Annotated in this window: 13 protein-coding genes; 3 read left to right on the top strand and 10 right to left on the bottom strand. The window is 73.0% G+C overall.

Features of this window, described 5'->3' with window-relative positions:
• Positions 1-44 precede the first annotated feature (44 nt).
• Both IO33_RS0112060 and fdxA read right to left on the bottom strand, forming a co-directional pair.
• The gene (locus IO33_RS0112060; protein ID WP_031163567.1) at positions 45-1,142 is read right to left on the bottom strand and encodes a bifunctional succinyldiaminopimelate transaminase/glutamate-prephenate aminotransferase; all 1,098 of its coding nucleotides are present in this window, start codon (positions 1,140-1,142) and stop codon (positions 45-47) included.
• A 126-nt stretch (positions 1,143-1,268) separates the two neighbouring features.
• Complete coding sequence (gene fdxA / locus IO33_RS0112065) at positions 1,269-1,589, bottom strand: ferredoxin (RefSeq protein WP_023546973.1); 321 nt, start codon at positions 1,587-1,589, stop codon at positions 1,269-1,271.
• A gap of 140 nt (positions 1,590-1,729) precedes the next feature.
• Between fdxA and IO33_RS44085 the strand changes: the two genes are divergently transcribed.
• Positions 1,730-2,752 carry a GNAT family N-acetyltransferase gene (locus IO33_RS44085; protein WP_031163570.1) on the top strand — a complete coding sequence of 341 codons (1,023 nt, stop codon included), beginning with the start codon at positions 1,730-1,732 and terminating at the stop codon, positions 2,750-2,752.
• A complete protein-coding gene (locus IO33_RS0112075; RefSeq protein ID WP_245235764.1) occupies positions 2,739-3,626 on the top strand; it encodes a transglutaminase family protein in 888 nt (295 codons plus the stop codon). Before IO33_RS44085 ends, IO33_RS0112075 begins: the two co-directional genes overlap by 14 nt.
• A gap of 4 nt (positions 3,627-3,630) precedes the next feature.
• On the opposite strand, the gene IO33_RS0112080 is transcribed toward IO33_RS0112075, so the two are convergent.
• The 8 genes from IO33_RS0112080 to IO33_RS0112115 all read right to left on the bottom strand — a co-directional run bounded on the left by IO33_RS0112080 (position 3,631) and on the right by IO33_RS0112115 (position 11,337).
• Entirely contained in the window at positions 3,631-4,245 is a 615-nt protein-coding gene (locus IO33_RS0112080) for a response regulator transcription factor (protein WP_031163574.1), read from the bottom strand.
• Positions 4,242-5,432, bottom strand: coding sequence for a sensor histidine kinase (locus tag IO33_RS0112085; RefSeq protein ID WP_037685328.1), 1,191 nt, complete (start codon positions 5,430-5,432; stop codon positions 4,242-4,244). Before IO33_RS0112085 ends, IO33_RS0112080 begins: the two co-directional genes overlap by 4 nt.
• Positions 5,433-5,437: 5 nt before the next feature.
• Positions 5,438-6,178: an ABC transporter permease gene (locus IO33_RS0112090; RefSeq protein ID WP_031163579.1), complete on the bottom strand. Its 741-nt coding sequence runs from the start codon at positions 6,176-6,178 to the stop codon at positions 5,438-5,440.
• Entirely contained in the window at positions 6,175-7,101 is a 927-nt protein-coding gene (locus IO33_RS0112095; RefSeq protein ID WP_031163581.1) for an ABC transporter ATP-binding protein, read from the bottom strand. Before IO33_RS0112095 ends, IO33_RS0112090 begins: the two co-directional genes overlap by 4 nt.
• 136 nt (positions 7,102-7,237) lie before the next feature.
• Complete coding sequence (locus IO33_RS0112100; RefSeq protein ID WP_031163583.1) at positions 7,238-9,631, bottom strand: membrane protein; 2,394 nt, start codon at positions 9,629-9,631, stop codon at positions 7,238-7,240.
• Between the two features lie 191 nt (positions 9,632-9,822).
• The gene (locus IO33_RS0112105; protein ID WP_031163584.1) at positions 9,823-10,239 is read right to left on the bottom strand and encodes a DUF6113 family protein; all 417 of its coding nucleotides are present in this window, start codon (positions 10,237-10,239) and stop codon (positions 9,823-9,825) included.
• A complete protein-coding gene (gene mshB, locus IO33_RS0112110) occupies positions 10,236-11,093 on the bottom strand; it encodes an N-acetyl-1-D-myo-inositol-2-amino-2-deoxy-alpha-D-glucopyranoside deacetylase (RefSeq protein WP_031163585.1) in 858 nt (285 codons plus the stop codon). The genes IO33_RS0112105 and mshB overlap by 4 nt, the downstream gene beginning before the upstream one ends.
• Before the next feature lie 49 nt (positions 11,094-11,142).
• Complete coding sequence (locus IO33_RS0112115) at positions 11,143-11,337, bottom strand: hypothetical protein (protein WP_031163587.1); 195 nt, start codon at positions 11,335-11,337, stop codon at positions 11,143-11,145.
• A 201-nt stretch (positions 11,338-11,538) separates the two neighbouring features.
• On the opposite strand from IO33_RS0112115, the gene IO33_RS0112120 reads away from it, so the two are divergent.
• Positions 11,539-13,677, top strand: coding sequence for a S9 family peptidase (locus tag IO33_RS0112120; RefSeq protein WP_031163589.1), 2,139 nt, complete (start codon positions 11,539-11,541; stop codon positions 13,675-13,677).
• Positions 13,678-13,752: the final 75 nt, after the last annotated feature.

The raw sequence follows: 13,752 nt of genomic DNA on the forward strand, positions 1-13,752 counted from the left end.
GTCGGTGGCCACGGGGAGCGGGGACGGTGGGCTGTGTCGTCGGCTCAGGGGGTCAGGCGTGCGGCTGCCGCCCGGACGCGTTCGTCGGTCGCCGTCAGGGCCACGCGGACGTACTTCTCGCCCGCCTCGCCGTAGAAGTCGCCCGGGGCCACCAGGATGCCTCGCTCGGCCAGGTGGGCGACCGTGTCCCAGCAGGACTCGCCCCGGGTGGCCCAGAGGTAGAGGCTCGCCTCGCTGTGTTCGATGCGGAAGCCGTGGCCCAGCAGGGCGGCCCGCAGGGCATCGCGGCGGGCGGCGTAGCGCTCGCGCTGTTCGTGGACGTGGGTGTCGTCGGACAGCGCCGCCACGACCGCGGCCTGCGTCGGCGCGGAGGTCATCATGCCGCCGTGCTTGCGGATCTCCAGCAGCGGTCCGAGGACGGCCGGGTCGCCGGCGACGAAGGCCGCGCGGTAGCCCGCGAGGTTGGAGCGCTTGGAGAGGGAGTGGACGGCGACGATGCCGTCGTAGGAGCCGCCGTTGACGTCCGGGTGCAGGACCGAGACCGGGTCGGCCTCCCAGCCCAGCTCCAGGTAGCACTCGTCGGAGACCAGCAGGACGCCGTGCTCACGGGCCCAGGCGACGATCGCGGTGAGGTCCGCCTTCGGGATGACCCTGCCGGTGGGGTTCGAGGGCGAGTTCAGCCAGAGCAGCTTCAGGCCCGCCGGGTCCAGCTCGCGCGGGTCGTCGTAGGCCTCGTACGCGGCGCGGGCGAGGCGGGCGCCGACCTCGTAGGTGGGGTAGGCCAGGCGCGGGTAGGCCACCTTGTCGCCGGGGCCGAGGCCCAGCTGGGTGGGCAGCCAGGCCACCAGCTCCTTGGAGCCGACGACCGGCAGGACATGGCGGTGGGTGACCTCGCGGGCGCCCAGGCGGCGCTCCAGCCAGCCGGTGATCGCGTCGCGCAGCGCGGGGGTGCCCCAGACGGTCGGGTAGCCGGGCGAGTCGGCCGCGTCGACCAGGGCCTTCTGGATCAGTTCGGGCACCGGGTCGACGGGGGTGCCCACGGAGAGGTCGACGATCCCGTCGGGGTGGGCGGCGGCCGTCTTCTTGTACGGCTCCAGCTTGTCCCAGGGGAAGGCGGGGAGCCGGTCGGAGACTGCGGACACAGGAATCAGGCTCTCTTTCGTACGGTGCGGCAAACGCCTCGGTCCCGTACGGCGGTGATCGGGACGATCGGGCCGTACGGGACCGAGGCGGCGCGTTGTGCGGGCGGCCGCTTGGCGCTTAGACGGTCACTCGCCCTGCGGCGGCAGCGCGGCGACGAAGGGGTGGTCCCGCTCGATCAGCCCGAGCTTGCTGGCGCCGCCGGGAGAGCCGAGCTCGTCGAAGAACTCGACGTTCGCCTTGTAGTAGTCCTTCCACTCCTCCGGGACGTCGTCCTCGTAGAAGATCGCCTCGACCGGGCAGACCGGCTCACAGGCACCACAGTCGACGCATTCGTCCGGGTGGATGTACAAGGACCGGGAGCCCTCGTAAATGCAGTCGACCGGGCACTCCTCGATGCACGCCTTGTCCTTCACGTCGACACAAGGCTGCGCGATGACGTAGGTCACGCTGTCGTTCCTCCTCGATAGGGCGCTGGCGGGCCTCCTCAGGCTCCGCCGCCTGGCGCGCGGGAGCGCGGCGTCGTCGATGCCCGCCCCTAGTATCTCCGTTCCGGAGCATGATCCGAACAGGAGGGGTGAACTGACCAGTGGAAATCTCGGCGACAGGACGCCTGGAAGTCCGAATCACCCCAGCTGACGTGGGGAAACGAGTCTCCGTGCGGCGCTTGAGCGATCCTGGAACGGCACAGGAGAAGTTCACCGACACGGTGGGTGTTCTCACATCATGGGATGGTGGCGTGCTCATGATCACACGGCGGGACGGGCGGAGTGTCCGGATCGCCGAGTCCGCCCTGGTCGCGGGCAAGGTGGTACCGGCCGCTCCGGCACGCCGCCGGGGGCCCGCCGCCTCGTACGAGGAACTCGCGCACGTCACCGCGCGCGGCTGGCCGCCACTGGAGACCGGGCGGCTCGGCGCGTGGCGGCTGCGGGCGGCCGGCGGGTTCACCCGGCGGGCCAACAGCGTGCTGCCGCTCGGCGATCCGGGCGTTCCCCTCGACGCGGCCCTGGCGGCCGTACGACGCTGGTACCGCGAGCGTGGTCTGCCCGCCTACGTCCAGACGGCCACCGGAGCCGAGGGCACGCAGGAGCTGCTGTGCGCGGAGCTGGAGCGGCGCGGCTGGGTGCGGGAGGTGACCGCCGAGCTGTGGACGGGTGCCCTGGCGCCGGTCGCGGACCGGGCCGAGGGCGCCGGCGTGGTGCTGTCCCGGCAGGCGGACCAGGCGTGGCTCGCCCGGTATCGGCGCAAGGGGGTGAGCGAGGTGGCCCTGCGGGTGCTCGGCGGTGGTCCGTCGGTGTGGTTCGCGTCCGTGCCGGGTGCGCAGGGCGAGCCTTTGCAGGCGATCGGGAGATGTGTCGTGGACGGGCGGTGGGCCGGGTTCGCCGCCGTCGAGGTGGATCCCACCCGGCGCCGGCAGGGTCTCGCCACCGAGGTGATGGCCGCGCTGGCCCGGCGCGCGCTGGACGAGGGCGCGTCGGCGGCCTGGCTACAGGTCGAGGCGGACAACGGGGGCGCACACGCGTTCTACGCCGCGCTGGGCTTCACGCCGCACCACGCCTATCACCACTACCGGGCGCCGGACGAGCCGGGCGACAGCCGTGGAAGGGCCTGAGCCCGCCGTGCCCCGCCCCTATCTGCCGCCGCCGTACCCGCCCCCGCCGGAGCGGTCCGCCGAGCTGCGCCGGAGGTTCGCCGAGGAGGCGCGCTCGGACCGGCCGGATCTGTCGGCGCTGTGCCTGCTGATCGGCGCCGAGGCGGACGGCTCGCTGGACGAGGCCGGCATCGACGCGGCACAGGCGGAGCTGGACCGGCTCGCGGGCGAGCTGCCGTACCGGCCGGGCGGGGCGCACGCGTGGGCGGAGGCCGTGCGGCGGCTGCTCGGGGCGCGCTACGAGTTCCACGGGACGCCCGGCGACTACCAGCGGCTGGAGTCCTCCCTGCTGCACGAGGTGCTGCGGCGGCGGCGCGGGCTGCCGATCCTGCTGTCGGTGGTCTGGCTGGAGGTCGCGCGGCGGGCGGGTGCCCCGGTGTACGGGGTCGCGCTGCCCGGGCACTTCGTGGTGGGGTTCGGCGCGGCTGGGGAGCAGGTGCTGGCCGATCCGTTCGACGGCGGCCGGGTGCTGACCGGGAGCGACGCGGACCTGCTCGTGGTGGGGGCCACGGGGGCGCCGCTGGACGCCGCCATGCTGGAGCCCGCGGCGCCGCTGGAGATCGTCCACCGGATCCTGAACAACGTCCGCGCGTGGGCCACGGCCCGGCCCGAGCGCTCGGATGTGGCGCTGTGGGCCGTGGAGCTGGCGCTGCTCGTGCCCGCGCATCCGGCCAGGCTGCGCTACGAGCGGGGGCAACTGCTGGTGCAGCGGGGCGAGTTCGTGTCGGGTGCGCAGGAGCTGGAGCACTACGCCGACCTGATCGAGGTGGTGGACGAGCCGGCCGCGCACAAGGTGCGGCAGCAGGCCCACACGGCTCGGGCGATGCTCAACTGAGCCGTCAGAGCCAGCCCTTCTCCCGGGCTGTCCGCACCGCCTCCGCCCGGTTGCGCACCGCGAGCTTCTGGATGGCCGTGGAGAGGTAGTTGCGGACCGTGCCCTGGGAGAGGTGGAGGGCCTTGGCCAGTTCGGCGTTGGTGGAGCCGTCGGCCGCCGCGCGGAGCACCTCGCGTTCGCGTTCGGTCAGCGGGTTCGCGCCCTCGGCGAGCGCGGCAGCGGCGAGCGTGGGGTCGATGACCCGCTCGCCGGCCAGCACCTTGCGGACGGCCTCGGCGAGCTGGGCGGCCGGGGCGTCCTTGACGAGGAAGGCGTCGGCACCGGCCTCCATGGCGCTGCGCAGATAGCCGGGGCGCCCGAAGGTCGTCAGGACGACCAGCTTGACCTGCGGACACGCCCGGTGGACCTGGGCGGCCGCCTCGATGCCGGTGCAGCCGGGCATCTCGATGTCGAGCAGCGCCACGTCCACGCCGTGCGCCTTGACGGCCCCGAGCACCTCGTCCCCGCGCGCGACCTGGGCGACGACCTCGATGTCGTCCTCCAGGCCGAGCAGCGCGGCCAGGGCCTCGCGGACCATCGACTGGTCCTCGGCGAGGAGGACCTTGATCGTGCTCGTCATGCCCCGGATCCTACGTCCCCCGCAGGGGCCGCTGGGACGCGGGCGACCAGCCGGAACCCGTGCCTGATGCGGCCCGCCTCCAGGGTGCCGCCGACCTTTTCCAGCCGCTCGGACAGACCGGTCAGGCCGTTGCCGGGGCCGTTGTTCGTGCCCCCGGATCCGTTGTCCTCGACGCAGAGTTCGAGCACCGGGCCGTCCAGGGTCTGGCGGTGCGTGAGCTGGACGAGGCACTTGTCGGCGCCGCTGTGCCGGACGACGTTGGTGACCGCCTCGCGCAGCGCCCAGGCGAGCGCGGACGCGGCCTCCTCGGGGACGTCGGTGAGGTCGGGCTCGGCGGGCACCTCGGCGGTGACACCGGCGGCGGTCAGCGCGACGTGGGTTCCGGCGAGTTCGGCGGCCAGCCGGGGGCGCCGGTAGCCGGTGACGGCCTCGCGGACGTCGACCAGGGCCTGCCGGCTGACCTGTTCGATGTCCGCGACCTGCTGGGCGGCCCTGTCGGGATGGTCGGGCAGCATCCGGCCGGCCAGCTCGCTCTTCAGCGTGATCAGGGAGAGCGAGTGGCCGAGCAGGTCGTGCAGGTCGCGGGCGAGCCGCAGCCGCTCCTCGTTGGCGGCGAGATGGGCGACGGTGGCCCTCGCCTTGCGCAACTCGACCGTCGTACGGATGAGTTGGCCGACACCGACCATCGCGAACCCGATCAGCGGGACGAGGAGCAGGCTGTCGTCCGGCCTCTCGCCCCAGTGCAGTCCGACGAGGCACATGACCACGGTCAGCGCGGGGATCGCCCAGAACGCGGCCCGGATCGGCAGGGTCGCGCCGCAGGCGACCGACAGGTAGACGAACAGGCCGAGCCACGCGCCGCCGAGGGTGTACGCCAGCAGCGGGGCGAGGACGGCGAGCACCGAGAGCAGCGAGAGCACGACCCGCGGCGCGAAGGGCCGGCCGATGTGCCGGAAGACCAGCATCAGATAGGCGGTGACGAAGGCCGTGAGGCCGAGCGCCCCGGCGGCCGAGGCGCCCGCGGTGTGGTGGCCCGAGGTCAGGTCCTTGACCGGCGAGCTGAGGAAGATCAGCCAGACGCCGATCCACAGCACCTTGGCCATCAGCTCGCGCCGGTTGCGGGGGCCCTGGCCGATGCGCACCTGCTGCTCCGGCCACTGCTCGCCGGCCTGCCGGTCTTCCGTCATCGTGCTCACGCCTTCAGCGTGTCCTTCCGGTACAGCCAGGCCGCGCCGCCCGCGAACAGGACGAAGTAGCCGGCGAGGATCGCGATGTCCGTCGTGCTGGGGGCCTGGCTCTGCTCGATCGCCCGTCCCAGAGCAGCGTACGCGTGCGTGGGCAGCCACTTCGCGATGTCCTGCAGGATCTTCGGGAAGGTGGTGGACGGCATCCACAGGCCGCCGAGGATCGACAGACCGAAGTAGACGATCATCGTGATCGGGCGGACCGCGTCACCGGAGGCGAGGTAGCCGAGGGCGACGCCGAGCGCGGCGAAGACGAGGCTGCCGGCCCAGATGACCCCGGTGAGGGCGAGCCACTGCCAGGCGTCCAGGCGGACCTGCTTGATCAGGGCGGCGGCGGCGAACACCACGACGATGGAGGGCAGGCTCACCACGGCGGCGCCGGCGGTCTTGGCGAGGACGTAGCCGCGCCCGGGCAGCGTGGTCAGCCGCAGCTGCCGTACCCAGCCGCTCTCGCGCTCCTTGGCGATGCGCTCGCTGTTGCCCATCAGGACGGCGGTCAGGGCGCCGAAGGAGGCCATGGAGACCATCAGGTAGGTGGCGACGGTCAGGCCGGTGTCGTCGACCTTCTGGTTCGAGCCGGAGCTGCTGGAGAAGATCAGGAACAGGATCGCGGGGTAGAGCACCGAGAAGAACAGGAACTTCTTGTTGCGGAAGGCGCGGGCCAGTTCCAGCTTGATCAGGGCGTTCATGACTGCTTGGCCTCCTCGGCCTCCGTGATGGCGACGAAGGCCTGCTCCAGACCGAGACCGGCGACTTCGAGATTGCGGGGGTAGACACCGAGGCCGTACAGGGCGTGGACGGTGGCGTCGGCGTCGGACGACTGGATGCGGACGGTCTGGCCCGAGACGTCGAGGGACGTCAGGAACGGCAGGGCGCGCAGGGCGGCCTCGTCGATCTCGCCCGTCAGGTCGAAGGAGACGCGGCGGGCGCCGGCCTTGGCCTTGATCTCGGCGGCGGTGCCGTCGGCGAGGAGCCGGCCGCGGTGCAGCACCAGGACACGGTCGGCGATGGCGTCGGCCTCTTCGAGGTAGTGGGTCGCGAAGAGGACGGTACGGCCCTGGTCGGCCTGCTCGCGCATGGTGGCCCAGAAGGCCTGGCGGGCGGAGACGTCCATGCCGGTGGTCGGCTCGTCCAGGATGATCAGGTCGCTGTCGCCGGCGGTGGCGAGGGCGAAGCGCACGCGCTGGGCCTGGCCGCCGGAGAGCTTGTTGACCTTGCGGTCGGCGATCTGCGCGATGCCCGCGCGGGCCATCACGTCGGCGGCCTTGTACGGCTTCGGGTGCAGCGAGCAGAACAGCTTCACCAGTTCCTCGACGGTGACCTCGTCCATCAGACCGCCGCTCTGCAGCATCGCCCCGACCCGCCCGGCGACGATCGCCTCGCGCGGGCTGCCGCCGAACAGGCTGACCGTGCCGGTGTCGGGGTGCTTGAGGCCGAGGAGCAGGTCGAGCGTGGTGGACTTGCCGGCCCCGTTCGGGCCGAGGAGGGCGACGGTCTCGCCCGGGTACAGCCTGAGCGAGAGCCCGTCGACGGCCCGCACGCTCCCGTACGTCTTGCTCACCTGGTCGAAGCCGACCACCGGGGTGGTGGCCGGTGCCGCAGTTGTCGTCATGCCGTCCATGCTCGCGGCGAGGGCCGGGTGCCGGGCAGTGCCGGGGGTCCCGAGTGCCGGATGACAGATGTCATGCGGATCGGGTGACGGGCACGGCGAAGGGGGCGCCCGCTGGGCGCCCCCAGGTACGGCCGGGCTAGCTGGGGTTGGTGTCGATGACCGCGACCCGGTTGGTCCTGCTGATCAGGGCCTGGCGCAGGGCGACGTAGACGTCCTGCGGGGTGACGGGGGTCTTCTTGTTGTTGCCGCGGGTGATGAGCACGCCGTCGAAGGTCTTGCCGTAGAGCTGCTTCAGGGCGGCCAGGTCGGGCTTGTCGACCAGTTTGCCGTCCGACGTGGGCACCACCTTGAGGAACTTCCAGAGCGACTTCTCCGGGCTCATCAGCACCACGTGTCCGGCGCCGGCCGACACGGTCACCTTGGCCGACATCGCCGGCTGTGCGAACTCCTTCAGCTCGCGGTCGACCTCGGCCTTGGACACGGTCGGCTGCTTCGTGGCCGACGGGACGGTGACCGCGGTCGCCGTGTCCGTCTCGACCATGGTGCGGTAGGCCTGTTCGACCGCCTGGGTCGCCTGGGCCGCGTCGATGGCCTTGCCCGCCTTGCCGTAGACGGCGACGGCCGCACCGGGCTTGAAGTCGATGCCGCCCTCGGTGACCGAACCGGAGCCGCCGCCGGCCTGCTGAAGGGCGGCCTGCAGCTTCTCCTCGTCCACCGGCATCTCCGGGTCGATCACCCGCTTCTGCCCGAAGAGCGAGCCGATGACGTGGACCGGGTTGTAGTCGCTGGTCGCGGCCTTGCTCACGGTGGCCTGGAAGTCGAACTGGAGACCGGCGTTCTCCGGGGTCAGGGTGACCGTCCGGCCGCCGACGGAGAGCTTCAGCGGCTTGTTCACGCGGCTGCCGAAGGCGTCGTCGAGCTTCTTGACGGCGTCGTCCCGGGTGCCGCCGCCGATGTCCACGCCGAGGACGGTGGTGCCCTTGGGGACGTCGGTGTGGTTCATCAGCAGTCCGGCGCCGTAGGCACCGCCCGCGACGACGACCACGCCGGCACCCAGCAGCACCAGCTTGCTGCGCCCCTTCTTCTTCGGCTTGGCCTGCGCCTTGGGCGCGGGGGCGGACGCGGTCTGCGTGCCCGGGCCGTCGGACCGGGTGCCGCCGAACGGGGAGGTGCCGGCGCCGGGGACGACGGGGATGCCGCTGGTGACCGTGTGCCCGGAGACGTTGTCGGCCGGGCGGTAGCCGGGCGTGCCCGGTCCGGGGGCCGGCTTCTGGGGGGTGAGGATCGCGGTGTCGTCGCTGATCCTGCCGCCCGCGCCGAGCCCGGTGGGGGCGCCGGCGGGGCCGGCACCGGGGATGGCGGGGCCTTCGAGGTCGGCGAGGGCGCTGCGGGGGGCCTGGGTGCCCGGGCCGCCGTAGCCGCCCGTACCGAGCGAACCGCCGGAGAGGGGACCGCCGTCGAAGGGTTCGCCGCCGTCCGGGCCGGGGCCGCCGGGCGCCGGGACGAGGGGGCCGTCGCCGGTGACCGGGCCGCTGGTGGGGCCGGCCGGGCCCTGCGGACCGCCGGGGCCGCCCTGGCCGCGCGGGCCGTTGAAGCCGCTGGGGCCCCCGGGACCGCCGAGGCCGCCCGGTCCGTCGGATCCGGTCGCGCCCGCCGTGCCGCCGAAGCCGTCCTGGCCGTTCGGACCCGGGGTGCCGGGGGCGTCAGGGTCGCCCGTGCCGCCGAAGCCGTCCCGGCCGCCGTTCTCCGAGAAGTACGGCAGGTCGTCGCGTCGGGCATCGCCGCCGGACGCGCCGGGGCGGGAGCCGCCGCCCAGCGTGCCCGCGGCCAGTGCCTCGGTCACGTCGAAGGAGCCGGTGCCGCCGCCGTGCCCGGGGGCGACGGGGCCGCCGGTGGCGCCGGGCAGGCCCTTGCCGTTGGTGCCGCCGGAGCGGGAGGCGCCGGGGACGCTCATGGAGCCGACCACACCGCCGGGACGGCCACCGCCGGGTCGTGCGCCGGTGTTACCGGCCGTGCCGGATGCTCCCGGACCACCCGTACGGGTACCCGACGCGCCGGCGGCGGGGGTGGAACCGCCGGAGGTCCCTGCCCCGTTCGTGCCGGCGCCGCCCGGACCGCCCTTGCCGGCGGTGGACTTGCGGGGCGCGAACCAGTCGCTGGTCTTCTCCTCGGCCTGGGCCGCGGGCTCGGCGGCGGCCTCGGCGGCGGCTGCACCGGTGCCGGCGGCCGTGGCGGCCGGCTCGGCAGCGGGCCGCGGGTCGGCGGGCGTCTCGTCCCCCGCGCCGCCGGTGTCCCCGACGGGCGTGCGCACGACGACCGGCGGGATGGGCCGGGATCCGGGGATGTTGATGCGGATCCGCGTCGTCAGCGTGGTCTCTGTCTTCTTCTCCTCCGGTCGCGTGGCCGAACGGCCCGCGTCCGCACCGTCACCGGAAGCCATGGGGGTCCCGTACGGCGGCGTGCCGGAGGGGTATGCGGCTCCGCCGCGCCCGTTGGGCCCGGAGGACGGAGTGTCAGTTTCACGACTCAAGGCAGGTTCTCCCAGTTGGCTCCACCGCCCGTTATGACCTCACGGTGGGGGTCCCCCCGCTGCGGCGAAGCCGGAAGCGGGGGAGGCTCGGCGGCGCGCACCACCATACTGGCCACCTCTGGCGCGTATCCCATGACCACTGAGGAAACCCACACCGGACTCGCATGTGCGTCGCGCGGCGAAGTGGTACGTCACTTGCCAAGTCGGGCGGGACCGCCGCGGGGTTGCCGCCCGGCGCCGACGGTGGCGCAGATCACAGCGAGGGCCATGCCGCCGAGCAGGAAGAGGTAGGAGCCACCACCCGCGCCGAACAGGAAGTCCCCTTCGGGGCGCGAGGTCGTGAGCAGGACGACGGTGACGATCCAGCCCGCCACCGGTGCGACCGCGCCACCCCGGCCCCCGGTGGCGTACGCCCCGCCGAGGAACAGCCCGGCCGCGCCCGCGAGGGCGAGGAGCAGCCCGCCGGGGAACCAGGCGGCCTGGACGAGGGTCCCGGCGAGGCCGGTGACGGCACCCAGCACGAAGAGACCGACATGGGCGGCGGCCCGGCCGGCGGAGGGCGGCCGCAGCGGCTGGGCGAGCAGCGAGCCCGGTCCGTTGTCGCTCACGCCACGGCCTCCTCGACGCCCGCGAACAGATCCGTCTCGCCGGGCTGTGCCGCGCCGCGCACCGCCTCGTAGTACTCGGTCGTGAACAGCGGCTGGGCCAGGGCGTTGGAGAGCGCGAAGTAGGGCTCGGCCACGTCGATCTGGGTGGCGTGGGCGCGCATGGCGGCGGCCTTGGCGGAGGCGAAGGCGGTCCCGTCGACGCTGGTGGTGACCCGCTCGTCGTCGACCACGCCGGGTACGTCGTCCAGGGTCGCACCCTTGTCGAACGGCAGTACGGGCAGCTCGTCCTGGAGGCGGGCGAAGGCGGCCTCGGCGACGGAGCGCGGCATCCGGTTCCAGTACACCTTGGCGATCCGGTGCCCGCGCTCGTCCGCCAGCTCGACGGCGCGCATGGCGACGCGGTGGGCCTGGATGTGGTCCGGGTGGCCGTAGCCGCCGCGGTCGTCGTAGGTGACGAGCACCTGGGGGCGGACCTCCAGGATCACCTCGGCGAGATGTCCGGCGGCGGCGTCCACGTCGGCCTGCCAGAAGCAGCCGGGGTCCTCGTTGTCCGCGAGGCCCATCATTCCGGAGTCCCCGTACCGTCCGGCCCCGCCGAGCAGCCTGGCGTCCGTCACGCCCAGCTCGCGCACGGCGGCGGCGAGCTCCCCGCGCCGGTGCGCACCCAGCGCCGGGCCCGCCAGATGGCGCAGCTCCGGCGGGATGACCTCGCCCCGCTCCCCGAGCGTGCAGGTGACCAGGGTCACATGCACGCCCTCGGCCGCGTACCGGGCCATGGTCGCGCCGTTGTTGATCGACTCGTCGTCCGGGTGCGCGTGCACCAGCAGCAGACGCCGGGCTGGCAGTTCCGTCATGGGACCACCCTACGAGGTCGCCGCCCGGGGTTCCCGGTGGCTGCGGCCGTCAGAACTTGATGCTGCCGATCATGCTGGCGACGTTCGTCGTCAGCTCGCTGATCGTGGGAGCGACGGTGGAGGAGGCGAGATAGAAGCCGAGCAGGACGCAGATGACCGCGTGCCCGCCTTTCAGCCCTGACTTCTTGATCAACAGGAAGACGATGATCGCCAGCAGCACCACCGCCGAAATCGAGAGTGCCACGGCGGCTCACCTCCAAAGATCCCAAGGACGCGGGGGGTTCGGACTATGGGGGTTGTGACTCGGTCGTAGATCGGTAGAGCAAATCCATGCAGGCGCCAGCAGGTTCATACCCACACAGCGGTAGTGATCATAACTATCCGTGCTCGCGCATCGCTCGGCGCACGGCCGCACAAGGGGGCGCATGGCCAATATGGTCGGGGTATGACGACCGAGCCTGACTCCTTCCCCCGTCGGCACGCCCGGACCCAGCGGTTCACCCTCGGCGCGCCGCGTGCGTTCACCGTGGCGCCCGACGGTTCGCGTGTCGCGTTCCTGCGCTCCGGCTCCGGCACCGACCGGGCCAACTCCCTGTGGGTCATGGATCTTCCGGAGGGCGCGGAGCGCCTCGCGGCCGATCCGGGCACCCTCCTCGGCGGCGCCTCGGAAGAGCTCTCGACCGAGGAGCGGGCGCGCCGGGAGCGCAGCCGGGAGGGGGGTGCCGGCATCGTCGGCTACGCCACCGACGCGGCAGTGGAGTTGGCGGCTTTCGCCTTGTCGGGGCGGCTTTTCACAGCCGAGTTGCGAGCGGGCACGACGCGTGAACTGCGGGTCCCCGGGCCGGTGATCGACCCGCGTCCCGCCCCCGACGGCCGGCACGTCGCGTATGTCGCCCAGGGCGCGCTGCGGGTGGTGGACACCGAGGGCGGAAACGACCGGGCGCTCGCCGAACCGGAGCCGGCGGCGGGGCCGGCCCGTGTCACCTACGGGCTCGCGGAGTTCATCGCGGCCGAGGAGATGGGGCGTTCCCGGGGCTTCTGGTGGGCGCCGGACGGCCGCCGGCTGCTCGTGGCGCGCGTGGACGACACGCCGGTACAGCGGTGGTGGATCGCGGATCCCGCCCGCCCGGAGCGTGAGCCACTCAACATCGCGTACCCGGCGGCGGGCACGCCGAACGCGGACGTACGGCTGTTCGTGGTCGGGCTCGAAGGGGAGCGCACGGAGGTGGCGTGGGACCGGGCTCGCTACCCGTATCTGGCCCGAGTGCACTGGTCAGCGGCGGGTGCGCCGCTGTTGCTCGTGCAGGCGCGGGACCAGCGCAGCCAGCTGTTCCTGGCGGTGGACCCGGACACCGGGGCGACGCGCATGGTGCACGCGGACGAAGATCCAAGTTGGCTTGAACTGTTCGCCGGAGTGCCCTGCTGGAGCCCCTCCGGGCAGCTTGTCCGGATCGCGGACGAGGGTGGCGCACGGGTGCTGGCGGTCGGCGAACGGCCCTTGACCAGTGGCCAGTTGCAGCTCCGCGCGGTGCTGGACGTGGGCCCGGACGACGTGCTGGTTTCCGCCTCGGCGGGCGCGGAGGCTCCGGAGCCGGAGACCGGCGAGGTCCATGTGTACCGGGTGAACGAGCTGGGCCTGGAGCGCGTGTCGCAGGAGCCCGGCGTGCACTCGGCGGTGCGCGCCGGGGGCGTGACGGTGCTCGTGTCGGCGACACCGGGCAGGCCGGGCACCCGTGTCCAGGTACTGCGTGACGGAAAATCGGCGGCGACTGTCCGGTCTTACGCCGAAGACCCCGGTTTGTCCCCGCGAGTCACTCTCACCCAGGGGGGCGCACGCCGGATTCCGTGCGCCGTGCTTATGCCACGGGACTACCACGGCGACACTCCCCTGCCGGTCCTGATGGACCCCTACGGCGGTCCGCACGGCCAGCGGGTGCTCGCCGCGCACAACGCGCACCTCACCTCGCAGTGGTTCGCCGACCAGGGTTTCGCGGTGGTCGTGGCCGACGGACGCGGCACCCCGGGACGCTCGCCGGCCTGGGAGAAGGCGGTCCGGGACGACCTGGCGGACGTCGTGCTCCAGGACCAGGTGGACGCGCTGCAGGCGCTCGCCGGGGAGTTCCCGCTGGACCTCGGCCGGGTGGCGATCCGCGGCTGGTCCTTCGGCGGCTATCTGGCGGCACTGGCGGTGCTGCGCCGCCCGGACGTCTTCCACGCGGCCGTCGTCGGCGCCCCGGTCACCGATCTGCGCCTGTACGACACCCACTACCAGGAGCGCTACCTCGGCCACCCGGACGAGCGGCCGGAGGTCTACCGCCGCAACTCCGTGATCGACGACGCCGGCCTGGTCGACCCGGCCGGCCCGCACCGCCCGATGATGATCATCCACGGGCTGGCGGACGACAACGTCGTCGTGGCCCACTCCCTGCGGCTGACCTCCGCGCTGCTCGCCGCGGGCCGCCCGCACGAGGTCCTGCCGCTGTCCGGGGTGACGCACATGACCCCGCAGGAGACCGTGGCGGAGAACCTGCTGCGGCTGCAGCTGGACTTCCTCCGGCGGGCGCTGCCCCACCAGGACAAATGAGCATCAACCGCGTTAACACGCAGGCAACTTCGCGGAAGCGGTACCGATATACGGACGCGGAAGACTGATCAGCGT

Source organism: Streptomyces durhamensis, assembly GCF_000725475.1.
Lineage (GTDB): Bacteria > Actinomycetota > Actinomycetes > Streptomycetales > Streptomycetaceae > Streptomyces > Streptomyces filipinensis.